Consider the following 21,870-nt stretch of genomic DNA (forward strand, 5'->3'; position numbering starts at 1 on the left):
GTCAATTTCTCTCGTTGCGACCGGGGCTGGCAGTCAGGCCGGTCAGGTTGAACACACGCTTGGGGATGATTTCGCCATTGCCGACTTCGGCAAGCGCGAGAAGCCGGCCTGCCACCGTGACATAGACTGTGCCGCTACAAGTGGGCGCATCCCGTCCGCGCAACAAAACGGCCTGGCCCCGATGGAGCCTTGCCGCATCAGCCCGAGTGACGGCCAGTGCCGGGATGTCGTCCAGCGCGGTCTCAACGGGCAAAAGCGCGTCGGCGAGGCTGCCCTCGCCGGACGCGGCTCTATCGCACAAAGCCTCCAGCTGATCCAGTGGAATCATGTCGTTTTCGCCAAATGGGCCGACCAGGGTCCGCCTGAGCGCGCAGATATGGCCAAAAGTGCCGAGAATCCGGCCCATATCGCGGGCCAGCGCGCGGACATAGGTGCCCTTGCCGCATTCGGCCTCGAACACGGCGTGGTCGTTATCCGGTTGATCCACAAGGGTTAAATGGTGAATTTCGACCGGGCGGGGGGCCAGTTCCACGACCTCGCCGTCGCGGGCGAGATCGTAGGCGCGCTCGCCCTGGACCTTGATCGCGGAATAGCGCGGCGGGATCTGCTCGATCACCCCGGTGAAACGGGGCAGCAGGGCCAGGATGGCCTCCCGGCTCGGGCGCTGGTCCGAGGTCGCAGTCACCCGGCCCTCGATGTCGTCGGTGTCGCGCTCCTCGCCCCAGCACACCGTGAACTGGTAGCGCTTGCGCCCATCCATGACGAAGGGCACGGTCTTGGTGGCCTCCCCGAGCGCGATCGGCAAGCCCCCCGAGGCGAGCGGATCGAGCGTGCCGGCGTGGCCGGCGCGCTTGGCGTTGAACAGACGCTTGAGCACCGCAACCGCCTGCGTCGAGGTCATGCCGATCGGCTTGTCGAGCACGACCCAGCCGTGGACGTCGCGCCGGTCGCGGCGGACCTGATTGCCCTTCTGCTGCTTGGCGCGCGGATCGTTGTTGACGCGGCGCGGCTCGTGATGCGGCTCGGAATTGCCGCCCAAGCCTGCGAAATTATCGTCCGCAAGATTATTTTTCTGCACGTCGCGCTGATCGGCCTGTTCGCCGCTGATCGTGTCGTGAGCCGGGTCCATCGTCATCGTTCTTCTTCCCGATCCGTCGCCGGATCCTGTTCCAGATCCTTCTGCACCGCAGGTGTTCGCAAAAGCTTCTCGATCCGTTCCGCTTCGTCGAATCGTTCGTCGACGCGGAAGCGAATGTCGGGTGCAAATTTCAGGTTAACGCGCCGCGCGACTTCGCCGCGCAGGAACTTCTTGTTGCGTGCGAGCGCAGCGAGGACGACCTCGGTGTCGCGGCCACCGAGCGGCATCACGTAGACCGTTGCGAGCTTCAGGTCGGGCGACATCCGCACCTCCGGCACGGTGATGATGTGACCTTCGAGATCCGCATCATGCACGTTGCCTTGCGCCAGAATATCGGCCATCGCGTGGCGAACCTGCTCGCCGACGCGCAACTGGCGTTGCGAGCCGCCGCCGGGTGCGGAACTCTTTTTCTGATGATGGCGTGGCATTTCTCGAAATCACCTCGTCATGCCCGTGCTCGGGGCACGGGCATCGTCATTTGTCCTGTTGAAACGAAGAGGGGTGGATGGCCGGAAAAATCCGGCCACCGCACTCCCGCAATTTCAGTTCAAAAAGATCCGGGCGCTTCGGTAAGATTTGGACTTACAGGGAGCGCTGGATCGTCTCCACGCGGTAACACTCGATCACGTCACCGGCACGCATGTCGTGGTAGTTCTCGAAGGCCATGCCGCATTCCTGACCGGACTGGACTTCCTTCACCTCGTCCTTGAAGCGCTTCAGCGTCGACAGCTTGCCCTCGTGCACGACGACGTTGTCGCGGATCAGGCGCACATTGGCGCCGCGTTCCACGGTACCGTCGGTGACGCGGCAGCCCGCGACCTTGCCGACCTTGGAGATGTTGAAGATCTCCAGGATCGCGGCGTTGCCGAGCATGGTTTCGCGCAAGGTCGGCGCGAGCAGGCCGCTCATCGCCTTCTTCACGTCGTCCACGAGATCGTAGATGATGTTGTAGTAGCGGATCTCGATGCCGTTGCGCTTGGCGGCCGCAGCGGCTTCCTTGTTGGCACGAACCGAGAAGCCGATGATCGCGGCGTTGAAGCCTTCCGCCAGCGTCACGTCGGATTCCGAGATGCCGCCGACGCCGGCATGCAGGATGCGGGCTGCGACTTCGTCGGTGCCGAGCTTCTCCAGCGAGCCGAGGATCGCTTCCAGCGAGCCCTGCACGTCGGCCTTGATGATCAGCGGGAATTCCTTGCGGCCCGCGGTCTTCAATTGCGACATCATCTGCTCGAGCGAGCCGCGCATGCCGGAGATCGAGGCCGCCGCGTTCTCGCGCTTCTGGTGCGCGCGGTAGCTGGTGACCTGGCGGGCGCGGGCTTCGTTCTCGACCACGGCGAGACGATCGCCGGCTTCCGGCGGACCGTTGAAGCCGAGCACTTCGACCGGCACCGAGGGACCGGCCTCCTGCACGGTCTCGCCCTGATCGGAGATCAGCGCGCGGACGCGGCCCATCTCGGCGCCAGCGACGATGATGTCGCCGACCCGGAGCGTGCCGCGCTGAACCAGCACGGTCGCGACCGGGCCGCGGCCGCGGTCGAGCTTGGCCTCGATCACGGTGCCCTCGGCCGGTCGTTCCGAATTGGTCTTGAGGTCGAGGATGTCGGCCTGGAGCGCGATCATCTCGAGCAGCTTGTCGAGATTGGTCTTGTTCTTGGCGGACACCTCGACGTCGACGACGTCGCCGCCGAAGGATTCGACCTGCACCTCGTGCTGGAGCAGCTCGGTGCGCACGCGCTCCGGCTTGGCGTCGGGCTTGTCGATCTTGTTGATGGCAACGATGATCGGCACGCGCGCAGCCTTGGCGTGATTGATGGCTTCGACCGTCTGCGGCATCACGCCGTCGTCGGCCGCGACCACCAGCACGACGATGTCGGTGACCTTGGCGCCGCGGGCGCGCATCGCGGTGAACGCGGCGTGGCCGGGCGTGTCGATGAAGGTGATCTTCTTGCCGCTCTCGGGCGATACCACCTGATAGGCGCCGATATGCTGGGTGATGCCGCCGGCTTCGCCGGAGACGACGTTGGCGTGACGGAGCGCATCTAGCAGCGAGGTCTTGCCGTGGTCGACGTGACCCATCACGGTCACCACGGGCGAGCGCGTCTCGGTGTCGGTGGAATCGTCGACGGTGTCGAACAGGCCTTCCTCGACGTCCGATGCGGCAACGCGCTTGACGGTGTGCCCCAGCTCTTCCGCGATCAGCTGCGCGGTGTCGGCGTCGATCACGTCGGTGATCTTGTGCATCGCGCCCTGCTTCATCAGCATGCGGATGACGTCGACCGCGCGTTCGGCCATGCGGTTGGCGAGTTCCTGGATGGTGATCGCTTCCGGGATGACCACCTCGCGGATCAGCTTCTCCTTGGGCTCGTTCGAGGCGTGGCCCTTCAGGCGCTGGGTGCGGCGGCGGAACGAGGCGATCGAGCGCTCGCGGACTTCGTCGGCGTTGAGCGCGGTGACGACCGTCAGGCGGCCGCGCTCTTTCTGCGGGCCGGGCTTGTGGGTGGTCTTGGGAGCCGCCGCAGGACGCGCGGCGCCGCCGGGACCGCGACGGATCTGGCGCGGACCATCGTCCTCGTCGGGTCCGGCGGCGACCGCAGGGGCGCGACCGAGCGGTCCGCCGGCTGGCCGCTGCGTGCTAGTTCCGGGGCGCGCGGTCGTCGTTCCCGGGCGTGCTGTCGCAGTTCCGGTTCGCGCTGCGGGCGCTCCGGGCCGCGACGTTGCAGCGGCCGGGGCCGCCGCGGCGGCGCGCGGGGCGGATTGCGGCTGCTCGCCTTCGCCGAAACGCTTCTTGGCCTCGGTCTCGGCCTTGCGCTTGGCCTCGTCCTCGTGGCGGTGGCGCTCTTCCTCGGCCTTGCGGCGGGATTCGGCGGCCTCGCGCTCGGCGCGTTCGGCGGCTTCGCGGACCGCGCGGCGCTGGGCCTCTTCCTCGGCCTGGCGGCGCTCTTCGACTTCGCGCACCTTGGCATCGGCCAGCGCGCTGGCGCGGGCGGAGCGCTCGTCCTCGGTCAGCGTGCGCAGTACCACGCCGGAGCCGGCGTTGCGCGGCGGCGCGGGACGCGACGGGGCGGGCGTGGGCGCGGCCGGCGCGGGCTTCGCCACCTCGGCAGCCTGCGGCTCGGGGGTGCCGTCGATGCGGCGCTTGCCGCGCTTCTCGACCACGACCTGCTTGCTGCGGCCATGGCTGAAGCTCTGGCGCACAGTGCCCGTTTCGACGCGCGGCTTGAGCGATAGCGTCTTGCTCGGAACGCTCAGCTTCTTGTCGCCAGGGGTCTTGGTATCAACCATTCAGCAGTCCTAATCCTGATTTATCAGTGTTGTGCGTTGCCGCACCGTCCAATTGGGTCGTCGTTGTCTCTCAGAAATCCTGGCCGTGCTCTTCGGCAGTCTTGTCATCGTCCGCCATCCGGTATCGGACCAGCATCTGGCTACGTGACAGGAATGACTTGCTCGCCGGGCCCGCGAGCACGGCAGCATGTATCACATTTGACCGGGTCAGTGCCAAATCCAATTCTACCGATTTCAGCGCGGTGACGACGGGAATCTGCGGCTTGGCGCCGCGATTCCCGGCATTTTGACGTGCCAGCATGTCCAATTTGCGGATTCCGTCCGCGGCCCCGTCGCTGGCGTGGATCAGGACCTCGACCGTGCCTTCCTTCAGGGCGCTCTCGACCTTGCCGAACCCAGTCACGATCTGGCCGGCCTTGGCGGCGATCCCAAGGGCTTCCGTCACGCTCCGAACCAGGAGTGTCTCGATGTCGGCAGGAAGCGTCTGAGGAGGCCGCAGCTCGCGCTTGAAGGCCTTGCTAAACTGGTGACGCCGTACCGCTTCCGCAACCACCCCGCGGGAGGCCGTGAGCCACATGCCGCGTCCGGGCAGCTTGCGCTTGAGATCCGGAACTACCTCGCCCTGCGGCGAAATGACGAAGCGGATCAGCTCATCGATCGGCCGGACCTGCCGACTGACAGCGCACATCCGCATGGTCGCGGACCTTTCGGTCCGCGGTCCATGGTCGAGTTCGCTGTCAATATTGGCGAGCATCCGGGCGACATCCTCCTTCGCCTTCTAAATCGTGTGTTCTCTAGGCAAGACCGGCCTCCGCTTTCGCTGAAACACGTCTCAAGCCGGCTGATCTTCGGTCGCCTCAGCCTCCTCGGTGGGCTTGGCGAGATCGGCCTCGGTGATCCAGCCGGCCTTGACGCGGGCCTGCATGATCATCGCTTCGGCATCGTCGCGGGAGATATCGATGCCGTCGAGCGCGCCCGGATGCTTGGTGGGCTCGCCGCCTTCCTTGCGCTCGGTCCAGCCGACCAGATCGTCGGTGGCGCAGCCGGCGAGGTCCTCGACCGTCTTGATGTCGTTCTCGCCGAACTTCACCAGCATCTTGGAGGTGACGCCGGGCACGTCCTTGACGGCGTCCTCGACACCGAGCTCCTTGCGCCTCGCCTCGATCTCGGCTTCCTGCTGCTCGAGATACTCGCGGGCACGGCTCTGGAGCTCCTGCGCGGTCTCCTCGTCGAAGCCCTCGATGCTGGCGAGCTCCTTGAGGTCCACCATGGCGAGTTCCTCGACCGAGGTGAAGCCCTCGGACGCCAGCAATTGGCCGACCACTTCGTCGACGTTGAGCGATTCCATGAAGACGCGGGTGGAGTTCTCGAAGTCGGCCTGGCGGCGCTCCGATTCCTCCTGCTCGGTCAGGATGTCGATGTCCCAGCCGGTGAGCTGCGAGGCCAGACGCACGTTCTGGCCGCGGCGGCCGATCGCCAGCGAAAGCTGGTTGTTGGTGTCGGGCACGACGACCTCGATGCGCTCGCGGTCTTCGTCGATGACGACCTTGGACACTTCGGCCGGCGCCAGCGCGTTGACCACGAAGGTCGCGATGTCAGGCGACCAGGGGATGATGTCGATCTTCTCGCCCTGCAATTCGTTCACCACGGCCTGCACGCGCGAGCCGCGCATGCCGACGCAGGCGCCGACCGGATCGACCGAGGAATCGCGGGAAATCACGCCGATTTTCGCGCGCGAGCCCGGATCGCGGGCGACCGCCTTGATCTCGACGATGCCGTCGTAGATCTCCGGCACTTCCTGCGCGAACAGCTTCGCCATGAACTGCGGATGGGTGCGGGAGAGGAAGATCTGCGGGCCGCGGGTTTCGCGGCGGACGTCGAAGATGTAGGCGCGGACGCGGTCGCCGTTGCGGAACACTTCGCGCGGCAGCATCTCGTCGCGGCGGATGATGGCTTCGCCGCGGCCGAGATCGACGATCACGCTGCCATATTCGACGCGCTTGACGACGCCGTTGACGATGTCGCCGATGCGGTCCTTGAATTCCTGGTATTGCCGGTCGCGTTCGGCCTCGCGCACCTTCTGCACGATCACCTGCTTGGCCGATTGCGCGGCGATACGGCCATATTCCAGCGGCGGCAGGGTGTCGGCGATGGTGTCGCCGACCTGGGCACCAGGATTGGCGCGCTGCGCGTCGACCAGCGAGATCTGGTTGGAATGATTTTCGACCTTGTCGACCACCAGCATGTGGCGCGACAGCCGCAGCTCGCCCTTCTTCGGGTCGATCTCGGCGTGAACGTCGGTCTCGCTGCCGTAACGGGCGCGCGCGGCCTTGGCGATGGCGTCCTCCATCGCCGCGATGACGATACCGCGGTCGATCGATTTCTCGCGCGCAACGGCGTCGGCGATCTGGAGCAATTCAAGTCGATTGGCGCTGACTGCCATGGCTAGTCTCCTTGGTCAGGATCGGTCTCGCCGCGCCGCGCGCGTTCGGCGGCAAGGCGATGTTTCTTCGTGTTGGTCGGAGCCGGCTTCTTTTTCGGCTTGGTGTTCTTGGTGATCTTCGCGCTGATCTCGGCGTGCGGGGGAGCCGGCGGCTCCAGGCCGAGATCCCTGCGCATCTTGCGCTCCTCGGCCTTGCCGCGGCGCATGGATTCGGCGATCAGCTCGTCGGTCAGCACCAGCCGGGCCTCGCCGATATCCTCCATGGTCAGGAGCACGTCGGCATTGTCGCCCGGCTTGACGTCGTCGCGACGCAGATGCACGCGGTCGCCTTCGACGGCGCCGAGCGTGCCCCGGAACCGCTTGCGTCCCTCGTGCGCGACCGCCATCTCGATCTTCACCAGATGGCCGCCATAGCGCTCGAAATCGGAGCGGCGGACCAGCGGACGGTCGATCCCCGGCGATGAAATTTCCAGCCGATAGGCGCGATCGATGGGGTCGGCGACATCGAGCACGGGGGAGAGCGCCCGCGAGATCGCCTCGCAATCTTCGAGCTGCATCGAGCCGTCCGGCCGCTCGGCCATGATCTGCACGGTGCAGCCGGCCTCGCCGGAAATGCGGATCCGGACCAAGCGATATCCCATGCCTTCCAGCACCGGCGCTGCGACCGCGGACACCCGTGCCGCCACGCCCGGCTCGACCACGAGTCTCGGCTCGGCCAGCAATTCGGCGTCCGTGGAACCAGTATTCGGTTCGGTCATGTCCAGGGTCAGGCGCTCGATGGTTAAGGCTTGGTTAAGATGCCAAAGCCCGCTTCGGAATTTCCCCGACACGGGTCGGGCCGCATCTTCCGCCACGCCGCGTTCAGGTAATAAAAAAGAGCGGGTCCTTTCGGGCCCACTCTCACTACGCGGATCGTATGAGAAGATGAATTGGCGCTGATATAGCGCTTTCCCGCCGCCCGGACAAGGCCCATTGCGGGGGAACGGGGCCTTTTTGCGCCGTTCCGCGCCCCGCCTGCGGCAACGCTTCCTTCACCCGGGGCGGCTAAATTCCCCGATTGTGGGGCGGCTTGGACCAAGGGCGCACCCGCGGCGTGCCCTGATCGAGTTGCGTTTTCATGACCGTTGCCACGTCGCTCATTCCCGGACTGGACGATATCGTCAAACGCGGCGATCCGCGGCGGCGCGGCGAGATTGCGCGCGCCATCTCCGAATTGTTCTTCCAGGATTCCGCCAATCTTCGTCCCGAGCTCATCGATCTCTTCGACAATCTCCTGATCGATCTCGTGCCGCATGCGGAGCTTGCCTCGCGCGCCGACCTCGCCGAGCGCTTCTCGCATTTGAACAACGCGCCGCCGCACCTCATCAACCAACTCGCGCGCGAAAACGAGATCATGGTGGCAGGCCCCGTGCTGCGCCGCTCGCCGGTGCTCGATGACACCGCCCTGGTCGAGATCGCGCGCCTGAAGGGCCAAGGCCATCTGCTGGCGATGACGGAACGCCCGACATTGTCGCCTGCAATCACCGATGTGCTGGTCGAGCGCGGCGATCGCGACGTGGTGCGTCGCGCCGCCGGCAATGCCGGCGCGGCGTTCTCGCCCGGCAGCTATTCCCAGATGATCAAGCGCGCGGCGCGGGACGGCGTGCTGACGCTCAAGATCGGCCAGCGCGACGACCTTTCGGGCGAGAACCTGAAAGAGCTTCTCGGTGGCACGCTCGACGTCATCCGCCGGCGGCTTTCCACCGTGGTCAATCCCGCGCGCCAGGCCGAGATCAAGCGCGCGATAGCGGCGATCGAGGAAGCCGCGCTGCCGCCCGGACCCCGGCGGGATTTCTCGGCGGCCCAGCGCACAGTGCTCTCCCTGCACCGCGAGGGCCATCTCGGCGAAAGCGCGCTGCTCGGCTTCGCCAAGGCGAACAAATACGAGGAATCGATCGCAACGCTCTCGGCGATGTCCGGCGTCCGCCTCTCGGTTCTCGACCGCCTGATCTCAGGCGACCGCTACGATCCGATTCTCATCCTCGGCCGCGTGCTGAATCTGGGCTGGCCCACGGTGCGCGCGCTCATCCTGCTTTGGTACGGTCCGCATCGCATTCCGGCCGATGCCGACATCGAGGCCGCGCGCGCGAACTTCACCCGCCTGATGCCGACGACCGCCGAGCGCGTCGTGAATTTCTGGCGCAACCGGCAGACGATCTAAACTCGCTTGAACCGCAAGTAAGCCGCCTTGCGGCCTTCGCGCGCGGCCTTGCGGCCGTAGCGCGTCATGGTGTAGCCGGCCCAGGGCCGCCTGAAGTCGTCGGCGCGTTCGGCAAGCCAGACGAAGTCCTGCGAGCGCGCAAGGTGCGACAGCGTCCAGGCGCAGTAATCGTCGATATCGCAGACGAAGCGGAATTCGCCGCCGCTCCTGAGCACGCGCGCCATCGCCGCGATGGTGCGGTCCTGGACGAAGCGCCGCTTCCAGTGCCGCCGCTTCGGCCAGGGATCGGGGTGGATCAGGTCGATCCGCGACAGCGATGCCTCGGGCAACCAGGCCAGCAGCTCGGCGGCATCGCCCGCGAAAAGGCAGATGTTGCCGATATTGGCGGCCTCGATCTGCGCGAGGATCTTCGCCATGCCGTTGACGTAGGGCTCGCAGCCGATGAAGCCGGTCGTGGCGAATTTCTGCGCCTCGGCCGCAAGATGCTCGCCGCCGCCGAAGCCGATCTCGAGCCGCACATCGTCGGTCCCGGGGCCAAAGATCTCGCGGGCGTCCGCCGGCGTCTCACTGTGGATGTCGAGCGCAAGATGCGGCAGCAGATGATCGACCAGCTCGGCCTGGTGCTGCCTGAGCTTGTGGCCCTTGCGGCGCCCGAAGAAGGCGCGCTCGCTGTCGTCGCGATCGGGTTCTGATTTGCGTTCGCTCATCGCAGCGTCTGATACAGGCGATGGAGCAGCCGCGCGCGCGGCGCAAGCGAGGAGACGTAGAGCTGCTCATAATGGGTGTGCGCGCCCTTGCCGTCGACGCCGAGCCCGTCCAGCGTTGCGGTATGCGGGGCGGTGAAATTGCCGTCCGAGCCGCCACCGGTGTGCGTATCGATCAGCTCGAAGCCGATCTCGCCGGCGAGCGTCTTCGCGTGCTCGAACAGCGCGGCGCCCGCATTGCTCTTCTCGTAGGGCGGACGGTTGAGCTCGCCCGTGACGGTGACGGTGACGCCGTCGGTTTTCGAGGTCAGCGCGAGGATCCTGCCGACGAACTCGTCAGCGTCCGCGAGGCTCAGCACGCGCAGGTCGACTTCGGCATAGGCTTCTTCCGGCGTGACGTTGGGGCGCGTGCCGCCGCGCACCACGCCGACATTGACGGAGACGCCACGCGCGAGGTCGTTCATCCCTTCCAGCGCCAGGATGACGTTGGCGAGCTCGCGGACGGCGCTGCGGCCGTCTTCGGGCCGCGAGCCGGCATGCGCCGGCACGCCCTTGACGAACACGCGGAAGCGTCCGACGCCCTTGCGTCCGGTGACGATCTTGCCGCCGTCGCGCGCCGGCTCCGTCACCAGCACGTATCTGGCCTTGCGTCCTTCCTGCTCGATCAGCGCGCGCGAGGTCGGGCTGCCGATCTCCTCGTCCGAGGTGAAGAGGTGCGTGATGCCGAGCGGCGAGCGATCGGCCGTCGCACACAGCGCGCCAAACGCGTGATGGGCGATGTAGGCGCCACCCTTCATGTCGTAGATGCCGGGGCCGAAGGCGACGTCGCCTTCGACCTTGAACGGCAGGCGCTCGATGAATCCCATGGGATGGACCGTATCGAGGTGGCTCAGCACCAGAATGCCCGGCTGGTCCTGGCCCCAGGTCGAACGCGCCAGGAGATGGTCTCCGCAGCCGCCGACACCGGCGACGCGCTCGAGCGTGACGGGCAAGTCGCGATATTGCTCCGTGACGACGGAGACCAGCTTGTTGACCTGCTCAGGCGCTTCCGTCGGCGTCTCGATCTCGACCCAGCGGCGGATGCCGTCGAGGATAGTTTGGGAATCGAACCAATTGGTGCTGGCCATGACTGCATCTGTGCCCTTGAATCGCATCATCGAAGCGGACGCACGACGAAGCGCGGCCACAAATGACGACATAGGCCAGATTTCACGCGGTCTCAAATCGCCATCGAGACGGCGCGTCAGCGCTTGTCGGGACCTTCCCGGGCCGCGATCTGCTCGACGAGATCGACGATCGAGCGGCGCATCTTCGAATCGGTGATTCGCGTGAACGCCTTGGTCAAGGCCAGGCCTTCGGAAGTCGCGAGAAAATCCGAGACGTAAGAGGGCGAGGCGCCTTCGCTGAAGCCATCCGGCCCCGGCACGCCGCTCGGACCGCCCTCGAACAGAAACGACACCGGTACCTGCAGAATTTCGGCGATCTGCTGGATGCGGCTCGCACCGACCCGGTTGGTGCCCTTCTCGTATTTCTGGATCTGCTGGAAAGTCAGGCCCAAAGCGTCACCGAGCTTTTCCTGACTCATGCCCAACATGATGCGGCGCATACGCACGCGACTGCCGACATATTTGTCAACAGGGTTGGGCGCTTTCGACATTTCCTCAGCCCTCCAAACACCACCTTCAGCGCAATCAATCGCAGTGCTTCAGGTGCAAGCAACGCCAAATCAAACCCTGTTATTGGGAAACATTGCGGAGAAATTTAGCAACGCACCGCTGTCTTTTGCAGCCGGGGCAGAATGGGGAGCCCGCATGCAGTCTGTCAACCGTGGGACTACGGTTGTCAAAAGTTTCCGGCTACCTCCGCGGCGATGGCGCGATCAGCTCTGCCGCTTGCTGACGCGTCGGCGGAGGGCCAGAAGCACGGCCAGCGCGACGAGCATGGCTGCGGGCGCATCGCCCACCCGCGCGTAGACGGTCGGCGGGATCGCGGCGGGCAGATTTGCATCCAAAATGCCCTCGATTCCGAGTCCGAGGCTGGAAACGGTGCGGCCCACCGGATCGATCACTGCGGAGATGCCGGTATTGGCGGAGCGGACCAGCGGCAATCCGAGTTCGATCGCGCGCATGCGCGACTGCTCCAGATGCTGATAGGGGCCGGTCGAGATGCCGAACCAGCCGTCATTGGTGAGGTTCACGATCCAGCCGGGACGTTCGCTGCGACCGGCCACTTCGCCGGGAAAGATCGCTTCGTAACAGATCAGCGGCAGCGCGGGCGGGGCGCCGGGGACCTGCAGCGCATGCCGTACCGTGCCGGGAATGAAGCCGCCGCGCACACGCGTCAGTTGCTCGAATCCGAGCTTCTCCATCAACGACTGGTAGGGCAGAAATTCGCCGAACGGCACCAGATGCAACTTATCGTACACGGCCAGCACGCTGCCGTCGTGGTCGATGACATAGATCGAATTGTAGGCACGCGTGATCGGCTTGCCGGGCGGCAGGTCGGGCGCGCGGACCGAGCCCGTGATCAGCACGGTGCCTTTCGGAAGAAGATCGGCGATCTGCGCCATCGCGTCGGCTTCGCGGGTCAGGAAGAACGGAAAGGCGGATTCCGGCCAGATCAGGATGGTGGCATCGCGCACGCCGGTCGATTGCGGGCCAGAGGCGCGGTCCGACAGCGCCAGATATTTCTTCATCACCTCCGTCTTGGCGGCGTAGTTGAACTTCGCGTCCTGCTGCAGGTTCGGCTGCATCAGGCGCAGCTTGGCGCCCGCGACCATCGTGGTCGGATGCAGCGACAGGCGGATCGCGCCGAAAATGCTCATCACAAGCAGGAGCCCAATGGCCGCCGCCGGCACGCGCCATGGCAGGCGGCGATCGGGCGTGCGGTCGATCAGCGTCGCCGGGCTCGCGAAGATCGCAACCGCCAGGAACGTCATGCCCCACAGGCCGATCAGCGACGCCGTCTGCGCCAGCGGCAGCGGCTCGGACAATGCATAGCCGAACGCGTTCCAGGGGAAGCCGGTCAGCGCGTGGCCGCGCAGCCACTCGCTGACGGTGAGGCTTGCTGCGAGCGCAAGCACGCGCGTGGCGTTCTTGGTCCAGAGCAGGCGCGCCAGCGCAAAGCCGATCGCCGTGAAGATGGACAGATAGGCCGGCAGGCCGAGCACGGCGAACGGCGTCAGCCAGGCGAATATATCGGCGTCGACGAAGAAGGCGTAGCCGATCCAGTAGAGCCCGGGCACGAAATAGCCGAGCCCGAACCAATAGCCGGTCAACGCGGCGGCGGGGATGCCGCCATATCGGCCGGCGCCGGCGCCGTCGATCAGCCAGACCAGCACCGGGAAGGTGATGAACAGCACGGGGAAGAGGTTGAACGGCGCCAGTGCCAGCACCGACAGCGCTCCGCACCCCATGGCGATGACCGCACGCTTCCATCCCCAGGCGAGGATGATGGCAAGCGCGATTTGCCGAAGTCGCTGGAACGGACTCACTGCTGGCTGGTCCCGTCGCTCGGCGGCGGGCTGGGCGTGTCGCCGGCCGGCGGCTGGCTGCTGTCCGGCGCGGCCTCGCGGCGGTTTCTCTCGCGCTGGGTCCGCGGCGCGGGACGCTCCTTTCGCGTCGAGATGCGCAGCCGCTTGACGCGGCGCGGATCGGCATCGAGCACCTCGACCTCGTAGGTGCCGGGGCCCGAGATCACCTCGCCGCGCACCGGCAGGCGCCCGACGAAGCTGACGAGATAGCCGCCCAGCGTCTCCACCTCCTCGCCGGCTTCGCCGGTGACGAAATCCTCGCCGATCACCGAGCGAACGTCGTCGAGGCTGGCGCGGGCGTCGGCGATGAAGGCGTTGTCGGGCAGGCGCACGATCGAAGGCGGCTCGTCGCTATCGTGCTCGTCGTCGATCTCGCCGACGATCTGCTCGACGATGTCCTCGAGCGACACCAGCCCGTCGCTGCCGCCATATTCGTCGACCACCAGCGCGAGGTGGATGCGCGTGGCCTGCATCTGCGCGAGCAGGTCGATCGCCCGCATCGACGGCGGCACGTAGAGCAGCTTGCGGATGATGTGGGCTTCCTCGAGCGGCATCGCGAGATCGACGGCGCGCAGGTCGAGCCCGGCCGGCAGCGGCTTCTTGCGCTTGGTCTTGGTGGTTTCCGACACGCGGGCGCGCGCGGTCATGAAGGCGAGCAGGTCGCGGATGTGGACGATGCCGACGGGATCGTCGAGCGTCTCGTTGTAGACCACGAGGCGCGAATGGCCGGCGCTCTCGAAGCGGTCCATCAACTCGCCGAGCGGGATATCCCGCTTCACCGCGACGACGTCGGCGCGGTGCACCATCACATCGGCGATGCGGCGCTCGTGCAGGCCGAGGATGTTGCGCAGCATGGTGCGCTCGACCGCGGAGAAGCCGGAATCGCCGGGCGTCGTCGCATCGAGCACGACCTGGAGGTCGTCGCGCACCGATCCCGCCTTCCAGCCGAACAGCGTGCGGATGGCGCGCAGCAGCCAGCCATCGGCGGCCGGGCGCATCACCTCGCCCGGCGTCACCACGGCCGGCAGGTTCGCCGTGTTGCGCGGGTTGTCCTGAACCGGGTCGGAATCGGGCATCTCAGTGCGTCCCCGCGCGGTCTGCATAGGGATCGGGAATTCCAAGCTGCGCCAGGATCTGGGTCTCCAGCGCTTCCATCTCCTCGGCGTCGCCGTCGTTCTCGTGATCGTAGCCGATCAGGTGCAGGAAACCATGCACGGCGAGATGGCTCAAATGGTGATCGAACGGCTTTTGTTCCTCGTCCGCCTCGCGCCGCATGGTCTCGTAGGCGATCGCGATGTCGCCGAGCATGCGCGGCGCATCGCCCGGCTTCCACTCGCCCTCCGGCTGAAGTGCGGGAAACGACAGCACGTTGGTCGGCTTGTCGATGCCCCGCCAGTTGCTGTTGAGGGTGCGGATGCCGGCGTCATCGGTCAGCATCACCGCCACTTCGGCGTCGGCAACGTCTTCGTCGACGCTTTCGGCGGCGGCCGCAACCGCGCGCTGGATCACGGCTTCGGAATCGGGCTCGTGCTGCCAGCAATCGGCGACGACGAGGACTTCGGTCATGGGAAGGTTGGGATGGGACATCATGTTGTCTGGGACGAAAAGGCGCAATGTCCGCGCCCTCCGGGGTCCAGCTGTTGCCTCGTCAGGATTGGCCGGTGGCCGGCCGCTGCGGCGAACCTTCGTAGGCGGCAACGATCCGCGCCACGAGTTCGTGGCGGATCACGTCCTCGGCCTTGAAATGAACTTGGGCAATGCCCTCGACGCCGTTCAACAGGCGAGTCGCTTCGGCGAGGCCCGAGGTCTGGCCGTTCGGCAGATCGATCTGCGACGGATCGCCTGTGACGATCATGCGGCTGTTCTCGCCGAGACGGGTCAGGAACATCTTCATCTGCATCGACGTGGTGTTCTGCGCCTCGTCCAGGATGATGGCGGCGTTGGTGAGGGTGCGGCCGCGCATGAAGGCGAGCGGCGCAATCTCGATCTCGCCGGTCTGTAGCGCACGCTCGACGATGCGCGCATCCATGAGGTCGTAGAGCGCATCGTAGATCGGGCGAAGATAAGGATCGACCTTCTCGCGGAGATCGCCCGGCAGGAAGCCGAGCCGCTCGCCGGCTTCCACCGCCGGACGCGACAGGATGATCTTGTCGACCTCCTTGCGCTCGAACAGCTGCGCGGCATGCGCCACCGCGAGCCAGGTCTTGCCGGTGCCGGCCGGGCCGATGCCGAACACCAGCTCGTGGCGCTTCAGCGCGCGGATGTAGGAGTCCTGCGCGGCGGTGCGCGCGCGCACCGGGCGCTTGCGCAAGTTGATGCTGTCGAAGGCCGATTTGGCCGACTTGGCGTCGAACTCGAACAGCGATCCCTGGGCGATCACGGCGCGGATCGCGCCTTCGACCTCGCCCTGGTCGAGATCCTGTCCCTTCACGGCTTGCGCGTAGAGCATCTCCAGCACGCGGCGCGCGGCATCGCAGCCGTCGCGGGTGCCGCCGATCGTGATGTGGTTGCCCTTGGAATCGACCACGACGCCGAGCCGCCGCTCGAGTTGCGCCAGATGCTGGCCGTAAGGGCCGACCAGCGCGGAAGCGGCGCGGTTGTCGTCGAAGTCGATGACGACCTGGGTCTCGGGCGGAACTTGCATGTCGCGGTCAAATTTGCGGCTGGGAGCGAACGAAGACGAATCCGATGCGCTTTTTGGCAAGGGTTCAGGCTCCACTGGCTTGCGATAAAGCGGGCTCGCCCGCTCTGGGCGGAACGGCGAGCTCGCCGAGAAAGCTGTAGCGCTCGAGGCTGTCGATCCGCACGGGCAGGATCTGTCCGATGATATCGGGCGAGGCCATCACATGAGCGGGCTGGAGGAAGGCGGTGCGGCCGACGATCTGGCCGTCCTTGCGCGCCGGACGCTCGAACAGCACGTCGACCGTTGAGCCAATCGCGGCCTTGTTGAAGGCCGATTGCTGGCTGTCGATCAGTTCCTGGAGCCGCTCCAATCGCTGGTCCATCTCGGCGGGGGACACCGTCTCCTGCATGTCCGCGGCCGGCGTTCCCGGCCGGGCGGAATATTTGAACGAATAAGCCGCAGCGTAGCCGATTTGCGTGACAAGCGCGAGGGTGGCGAGAAAATCTTGCTCGCTCTCGCCGGGGAAGCCGACGATAAAATCTGATGAAAAAGCAATGTCTTGGCGCGCGGTGCGGAAACGGTCGACGACCCCGAGGTAATCAGCGGCGGTATGCTTGCGGTTCATGGCCGCCAGAATCCGGTCCGAGCCCGACTGCACCGGCAGGTGCACGAACGGCATCAGGGCACCGAGATCGCGATGGGCCGCAATCAGGCTGTCGTCGACGTCGCGGGGGTGGCTGGTGGAGTAGCGCAGCCGCGCGATGCCGGGAATTTTGGCCAGATGTTCGAGCAATCGGCCGAGCGGCCAGGTTTTTCCGTCGGGCCCCTCGCCGTGATAGGCGTTGACGTTCTGCCCGATCAGCGTGAGCTCGCGCACGCCGTTGTCGGCGAGCCGCTTCACGTCGTCGACGATCTTGGCGACGGGGCGCGAGACTTCGGCACCGCGGGTATAGGGGACGACGCAGAAGGTGCAGAACTTGTCGCAGCCTTCCTGCACCGTGACGAACGCGGAAATGCCGCGCGCCCGGATGGCGTCGGGCTTCGGCTGGGCCAGGAAGCCGAACTTGTCGGCGGCCGGAAATTCGGTCTCGATCGCGCGGCCTTCGTTGCCGGCGCGCTTCAAGAGCTCGGGCAGATGATGATAGCTCTGCGGCCCCACCACGACATCCACGACCGGCGCGCGGCGCACGATCTCCTCGCCCTCGGCCTGCGCCACGCAGCCGGCGACCGCGATCTGCATCGCGCGGCCGCCGCGCGCGGCCTCGTCCTTGGCGACGCGCAGCCGCCCGAGCTCCGAATAGACCTTCTCGGACGCCTTTTCGCGGATATGGCAGGTGTTGAGGATGACGAGATCGGCCTCCTCGGCGCTCGCGGTCTCCACGAATCCCTCCGGAGCCAGCGTGTCCACCATGCGCTGGGCATCGTAGACGTTCATCTGGCAGCCATATGATTTGATGTGCAGCTTGCGCGGCGGCGTCATGGAACCCGAAAATGGCGGTGGGGACGGCCTTCACATATAGGCTGGAGCGCCGAAAATCCAGCGAATGGGGCCCTCCAAACCGTCACTCCGGGGCGCGACGCAGTCGCGAACCCGGAATCCCGAGGGTTTTCGCGCGAGATTCCGGGTTCGATGCTGTGCATCGCCCCGGAACGACTGCAAGAATCAGCCCGCCAAAGCGTCGGCCTCGACCCGCCGAACCAGCTCCGGCAGCTGATGCATGTCGGCGAAGAGCAGGTCGGCGCCGGCCTCGCGCAGCGTTTCGGCATAGCCGTCGCGGCAATGGCTGCCCCCGTAAAAGCCGAACACCGTCATGCCGGCCGCCCGGGCGCCGGCTATCCCGGCCAGGCTGTCCTCGATCACGACGCAGCGCTCGGGCGGCACGCCCATTTCCCTGGCCGCGAACAGGAACAGGTCCGGCGCAGGCTTGCCGTTCTTCACTTGCGAGGCGGAGAAGATGTTCGGCGCGAGGCGCTCGTAGAGGCCGGTGCTCCCGAGGCTCACGCGCATGCGTTGGTGCGAGCCGCTCGATGCGACGCAGACGCGTTGCGTGACGACATCGAGCACGTCATGGATACCTCGGATTGCCTCGAGGTCGGCCTCGAACGCGCGGAACAGCTCGTCCTGGAGATCGCCGTGATAGGCCGCGGGCAGCTCGCGGCCGAGCTCGGTCTCGATCTCAAGATTGGCCTGCTTGGTCGAACGGCCGAGGAAGCGGTCGAACACCTGCTCGGAGGTGATCGGATAGCCGTGCCGCGTCAGCACGTCGGCATGGGCCCGGCAGGAGATCACCTCGCTGTCCACGAGCACGCCGTCGCAATCGAAGATGATGAGATCGATGGGCATTCAGTTCATCGCACGGGCGGTGCCAACCTCTCCCATCGGGAGAGGTGAAGAAAGATCGCAGAAAGAACTGTGCATCAATTCGTCGGCTTGTCGTCGTCGAGCGGGACGCAATAGAGCTCGAGCCGGTGGTCGACCAGCTTGTAGCCGAGCTTGCGGGCGATCTCCGCCTGGAGCTTCTCGATCTCTTCGGAGGTGAACTCGATCACCTTGCCGTCGCGCAGATTGATGAGGTGGTCGTGATGGCTGTCGCGCATCGTCTCGTAGCGGGCGCGGCCCTCGCGGAAGTCATGGCGCTCGATGATGCCGGCATCCTCGAACAGCTTGACGGTGCGATACACGGTCGAGATCGAGATCTTGTCGTCGACGGCGACGCAACGCCGGTACAATTCCTCGACGTCGGGGTGGTCGATCGCTTCCGCGAGCACGCGGGCGATGACACGGCGCTGCTCGGTCATGCGCATGCCGGTGGCGGCACAGCGCGCCTCGATGCCGGACGCCTTGGATGCGGAAGAAGGTTTCAGTGCGGTCATTGTTTGTCTGCCTGGCAGGGGCGCTTTCTGCCACCGATGTTACGACAAGTCACGCCGCATCAGAAGGGCGTTCAATTGTTCCCCGTTCGGCTGCTTATAGTAGCGTTCGCGGCGCCCGACCACCATGAATCCGCACCCGGCGTAGAGCCGCCGCGCCGGCTGGTTGTTTTCCTCGACCTCAAGAAATATTGTGCGGACGCCGCGCCCGGCGAGGTGGCCGAGATGGGTCATCAGCAGCGTGCGGGAGAAGCCGCGGCCGCGATAGGCCTCGTCCACCGCGATCGAGAGGATTTCCGCTTCATCCGCCCCGATCCGGGATATTGCGAAGCCGATGGTCCGGCGTCCCAGGCGCAAGCGATGCACCAGCGTGTTGCGCTCGTTGAGCATGGCCTCGAATTCGCCTTCGCCCCAGCCGTGCGCGAAGGAGGCGCCGTGCAGCTGCGCCAGCCGCGCGGCGTCGCGCATGGATGCGGGCTCGACGGCGGCGGTGCCGCCGCGCCACCATTGCGAGAGCCATCTCATCATGAGGTTGCAGATTGTGCTGCGAACGGCGGAGCTGCGGCGGGCTTTGCGTCGGGTGCCTTCAGGTAGAATGGCCGCGCCGGATTTGTCGCGGGATCGGCCGCCGCGCCGAGCCATGCGACCCAGCCGATATCCGGCGCTGCCTGCGTGTCGACCGCGACCGGTTGCTCGCCATCTTTCGGCCAGCGCTCGGCGAGGATATTTGCGGCATTGCCGACCAGATGCGGCGCGCCGAACTGCGAGGCCGCGATCGCCTCGTCGATGGCAGCGACGCGCGGCCGCACCAGCTGGCTGCCGTCGTCGGCGACGATCTGGAAATAGACATGGTCGTGCCGCGCATCGATCGCGGAGATCACCGGCGCGGATTTGCTCTGGCCGACGACGGCGGCAGCGTAGGCCGACAAGGTGGTGAGGCCGATCGCCGGCCGCGCGGCCGCGAGCGCAAGGCCGCGCGCCGCCGAAATGCCGACGCGCAGGCCGGTGAAGCTTCCGGGGCCGACGGTGACCGCGATGCGGTCGAGCGTGGTGAAGGCGACACTGGCCGATTGCATGACGCGCGCGATCATCGGCATCAAGGCCTCGGCGTGGCCGCGCTTCATCAGAAGCTGCTCCTGCGCAAGCAGCTCGGCCGCTTCGGTGTTGAGCACCGCGACGGAGCAGGCGTCGAGCGCAGTATCGATGGCGAGGATCAGCATGGCCTGATCATAGCATTAGCAACTGGATGATGGCCAAGGTTCTCGCCGTCATGGCCGGGCTTGACCCGGCCATCCACGACTTTGCAGCCTCAAAACGTGGATGCCCGGGACAAGCCCGGGCATGACGAAGGACGTGGTGCGCAGATCGCGCAATTCACATCGGCCGGACTTCGACCACGTCGGGCACGAAGTGCTTGAGCAGGTTCTGGATGCCGTGCTGCAGCGTCGCGGTCGATGACGGGCAGCCGGAGCAGGCGCCCTTCATGCTGAGATAGACGATGCCGTCCTTGAAGCCGCGGAAGGTGATGTCGCCGCCGTCATTGGCGACCGCCGGCCGCACACGCGTCTCGATCAGGTCCTTGATCATGTCGACCGTTTCGGCATCGGCCTCGTCGAAGAACTCGTCCTCGTCGTCGAGATCGGTATCGCCTTGCGCCGAGCCGTCGGCCAGCAGCGGCGCGCCGGACATGTAGTGCTCCATGATGGCGCCGAGGATCGCGGGCTTGAGCTGCTGCCATTCACCGTTCGCCTTGGTCACGGTGATGAAATCCGATCCGTAGAACACGCCGGTGACGCCGGGCACCTCGAACAGCTTTTCGGCCAGCGGCGAGCGCGTCGCGGCCTCGCGGCTCGAAAACTCCACCGGGCTGCCGTCGACCACGACGCGGCCGGGAATGAATTTCAGCGTGGCGGGATTGGGAGTGGCTTCGGTTTGAATGAACATGGTTTTCTCCAGACGTCGCCGGTTCAAGGCCGGCGCGTTGCCTCTTCCCTAGCAGATGGCGACGGTGAACGCACGATCAAGGGGAGGTGGGATATTAGCTCATAAAAATCAGTGGGTTGGCCTTACCCTCCCCTGGCGGGGGAGGGTAAGAGGCGGCGTGGCTACGACAGCGAATCCACGCTTTCGTCGCTCAGCGCGCCTGAAATGATCGTCACGGGAATCGGGAACGTCCCCACCACGTGCGCGAGCAGCGCGACCAGAGGGCCCGGTCCTTCGGCGCCGGGATTGGCGGCGAGCACCAGCATGGCGATGTCGGGGTCCTCGTCGATCACGGCGAGCAATTGTTCCATCGGCGCGCCCTCGCGGATCACCCGCTCCGGGGTGATCGCGGCGATGCCGTTGGCGCGGCCCGCGGCGCGGTCGAGCGCGGCTTCGGCGGCTTCCTGGGCCTCGGCGCGCATGATGTCGGCGACCCCCAGCCATTCCTGGCTCTGCTGCTCTGGCTCGACGATGCGCAGCATCACCACGCCGCCGCCGGCGCGAATCGCCCAACGGCTGGCATAGTAGACCGCGCGATCCCATTCGGCGGTGTCATCGACGATGACGAGGCATTTGGGCTTGTGGCCCGGCTCGTAGCAAAGTCGCTGGCTGGTCATGCATGTCCCGGATTGTGCACGGCTGGCATGCTGCCACGCCGTTGCCGCGTTCGACAAGCGGCGTCGGCGATCTTGGCTCAGGCTGAACGATCCCAGGGGATCGGCACCGGCGCCTTCGCGGCTGCAACGCTTTCTTCGCTGCCGGGCCTGACCGAAATGATGTGGCGATACTCGAATGGCAGCTCGGTTCCGAGCCAAAACTGATCGTTTTCGGCAATGGAATTCGGTTCATTGTCTAGCATGCCGACATAGCCATCTGGCGTGCGTTCGCGGATGATGACCCACATCCGTTCGACGGCCGGGTACTCATCGCCCTCAACGGTCATTTCGAAGATCAGCTTGGCGTAGTCGCCCACCCGGAGCATCTTGCGCAGGGCAAGGTCTGGGATGTGAAAGGTTGCGGGAGCTTGGCGATGACGCTCCTCGCCGTCGTCGAGACGCCAGCCGTCTTGGTGAAGGTCTGGCGCTCTCATCGAT

The 21,870-nt window shown here is 65.9% G+C and carries 22 protein-coding genes; 1 reads left to right on the forward strand and 21 read right to left on the reverse strand.

All coding sequences use genetic code 11. From position 1 onward, the window contains the following. Position 1: 1 nt before the first annotated feature. The 6 genes from truB to rimP all read right to left on the reverse strand — a co-directional run bounded on the left by truB (position 2) and on the right by rimP (position 7,621). Positions 2-1,135 carry a tRNA pseudouridine(55) synthase TruB gene (gene truB / locus K410_RS0104000; RefSeq protein WP_028133642.1) on the reverse strand — a complete coding sequence of 378 codons (1,134 nt, stop codon included), beginning with the start codon at positions 1,133-1,135 and terminating at the stop codon, positions 2-4. Further along, the gene (gene rbfA / locus K410_RS0104005) at positions 1,132-1,566 is read right to left on the reverse strand and encodes a 30S ribosome-binding factor RbfA (RefSeq protein ID WP_028133643.1); all 435 of its coding nucleotides are present in this window, start codon (positions 1,564-1,566) and stop codon (positions 1,132-1,134) included. Before rbfA ends, truB begins: the two co-directional genes overlap by 4 nt. 154 nt (positions 1,567-1,720) lie before the next feature. Next, positions 1,721-4,420, reverse strand: coding sequence for a translation initiation factor IF-2 (infB, locus tag K410_RS0104010; RefSeq protein ID WP_028133644.1), 2,700 nt, complete (start codon positions 4,418-4,420; stop codon positions 1,721-1,723). A 70-nt stretch (positions 4,421-4,490) separates the two neighbouring features. Continuing rightward, positions 4,491-5,174: an RNA-binding protein gene (locus K410_RS0104015; RefSeq protein ID WP_028133645.1), complete on the reverse strand. Its 684-nt coding sequence runs from the start codon at positions 5,172-5,174 to the stop codon at positions 4,491-4,493. Positions 5,175-5,252: 78 nt separating this feature from the next. Then, positions 5,253-6,863, reverse strand: coding sequence for a transcription termination factor NusA (gene nusA, locus K410_RS0104020; protein ID WP_028133646.1), 1,611 nt, complete (start codon positions 6,861-6,863; stop codon positions 5,253-5,255). Between the two features lie 2 nt (positions 6,864-6,865). Next, positions 6,866-7,621 (reverse strand): ribosome maturation factor RimP, encoded by a 756-nt coding sequence (gene rimP / locus K410_RS0104025; RefSeq protein ID WP_028133647.1) that lies wholly within the window; start codon positions 7,619-7,621, stop codon positions 6,866-6,868. Positions 7,622-7,980: 359 nt separating this feature from the next. On the opposite strand from rimP, the gene K410_RS0104030 reads away from it, so the two are divergent. Continuing rightward, positions 7,981-9,063, forward strand: coding sequence for a DUF2336 domain-containing protein (locus tag K410_RS0104030; RefSeq protein ID WP_028133648.1), 1,083 nt, complete (start codon positions 7,981-7,983; stop codon positions 9,061-9,063). Here K410_RS0104030 and K410_RS0104035 read toward each other — a convergent pair. The 15 genes from K410_RS0104035 to K410_RS36470 all read right to left on the reverse strand — a co-directional run bounded on the left by K410_RS0104035 (position 9,060) and on the right by K410_RS36470 (position 21,866). Then, a complete protein-coding gene (locus tag K410_RS0104035; protein WP_028133649.1) occupies positions 9,060-9,770 on the reverse strand; it encodes a tRNA (guanine(46)-N(7))-methyltransferase TrmB in 711 nt (236 codons plus the stop codon). The two genes, K410_RS0104030 and K410_RS0104035, sit on opposite strands and share 4 nt — an antisense overlap. After that, entirely contained in the window at positions 9,767-10,924 is a 1,158-nt protein-coding gene (locus K410_RS0104040) for a M20 family metallopeptidase (protein WP_028133650.1), read from the reverse strand. Before K410_RS0104040 ends, K410_RS0104035 begins: the two co-directional genes overlap by 4 nt. Before the next feature lie 86 nt (positions 10,925-11,010). Continuing rightward, a complete protein-coding gene (locus K410_RS0104045; RefSeq protein ID WP_028133651.1) occupies positions 11,011-11,424 on the reverse strand; it encodes a helix-turn-helix domain-containing protein in 414 nt (137 codons plus the stop codon). Positions 11,425-11,646: 222 nt separating this feature from the next. Further along, positions 11,647-13,260, reverse strand: a complete 1,614-nt coding sequence (gene lnt / locus K410_RS0104050) for an apolipoprotein N-acyltransferase (RefSeq protein ID WP_028133652.1) — start codon at positions 13,258-13,260, stop codon at positions 11,647-11,649. Continuing rightward, positions 13,257-14,375, reverse strand: a complete 1,119-nt coding sequence (locus tag K410_RS0104055) for a hemolysin family protein (RefSeq protein ID WP_028133653.1) — start codon at positions 14,373-14,375, stop codon at positions 13,257-13,259. The genes lnt and K410_RS0104055 overlap by 4 nt, the downstream gene beginning before the upstream one ends. A gap of 1 nt (position 14,376) precedes the next feature. Continuing rightward, entirely contained in the window at positions 14,377-14,865 is a 489-nt protein-coding gene (gene ybeY / locus K410_RS0104060; protein WP_257178984.1) for an rRNA maturation RNase YbeY, read from the reverse strand. An 82-nt stretch (positions 14,866-14,947) separates the two neighbouring features. Continuing rightward, the gene (locus tag K410_RS0104065; RefSeq protein WP_028133655.1) at positions 14,948-15,943 is read right to left on the reverse strand and encodes a PhoH family protein; all 996 of its coding nucleotides are present in this window, start codon (positions 15,941-15,943) and stop codon (positions 14,948-14,950) included. A gap of 64 nt (positions 15,944-16,007) precedes the next feature. After that, on the reverse strand, positions 16,008-17,402 hold the full coding sequence (gene miaB / locus K410_RS0104070; RefSeq protein WP_028133656.1) for a tRNA (N6-isopentenyl adenosine(37)-C2)-methylthiotransferase MiaB: 1,395 nt from the start codon (positions 17,400-17,402) through the stop codon (positions 16,008-16,010). Between the two features lie 183 nt (positions 17,403-17,585). After that, positions 17,586-18,266 carry an HAD family hydrolase gene (locus K410_RS0104075; protein WP_028133657.1) on the reverse strand — a complete coding sequence of 227 codons (681 nt, stop codon included), beginning with the start codon at positions 18,264-18,266 and terminating at the stop codon, positions 17,586-17,588. Between the two features lie 74 nt (positions 18,267-18,340). Then, positions 18,341-18,796 (reverse strand): Fur family transcriptional regulator, encoded by a 456-nt coding sequence (locus tag K410_RS0104080; RefSeq protein WP_028133658.1) that lies wholly within the window; start codon positions 18,794-18,796, stop codon positions 18,341-18,343. Positions 18,797-18,835: 39 nt separating this feature from the next. Further along, positions 18,836-19,321 (reverse strand): ribosomal protein S18-alanine N-acetyltransferase, encoded by a 486-nt coding sequence (rimI, locus tag K410_RS0104085; RefSeq protein ID WP_028133659.1) that lies wholly within the window; start codon positions 19,319-19,321, stop codon positions 18,836-18,838. After that, complete coding sequence (gene tsaB / locus K410_RS0104090) at positions 19,318-20,013, reverse strand: tRNA (adenosine(37)-N6)-threonylcarbamoyltransferase complex dimerization subunit type 1 TsaB (protein ID WP_028133660.1); 696 nt, start codon at positions 20,011-20,013, stop codon at positions 19,318-19,320. The genes rimI and tsaB overlap by 4 nt, the downstream gene beginning before the upstream one ends. 154 nt (positions 20,014-20,167) lie before the next feature. Next, positions 20,168-20,737, reverse strand: a complete 570-nt coding sequence (locus tag K410_RS0104095; protein ID WP_028133661.1) for a NifU family protein — start codon at positions 20,735-20,737, stop codon at positions 20,168-20,170. 161 nt (positions 20,738-20,898) lie between these two features. Continuing rightward, positions 20,899-21,393: a universal stress protein gene (locus K410_RS0104100; RefSeq protein ID WP_028133662.1), complete on the reverse strand. Its 495-nt coding sequence runs from the start codon at positions 21,391-21,393 to the stop codon at positions 20,899-20,901. 77 nt (positions 21,394-21,470) lie between these two features. Then, positions 21,471-21,866, reverse strand: coding sequence for a hypothetical protein (locus K410_RS36470; RefSeq protein WP_049819925.1), 396 nt, complete (start codon positions 21,864-21,866; stop codon positions 21,471-21,473). Positions 21,867-21,870 lie beyond the last annotated feature (4 nt).

Source organism: Bradyrhizobium sp. 22, assembly GCF_000482425.1.
GTDB lineage: Bacteria > Pseudomonadota > Alphaproteobacteria > Rhizobiales > Xanthobacteraceae > Bradyrhizobium > Bradyrhizobium japonicum_B.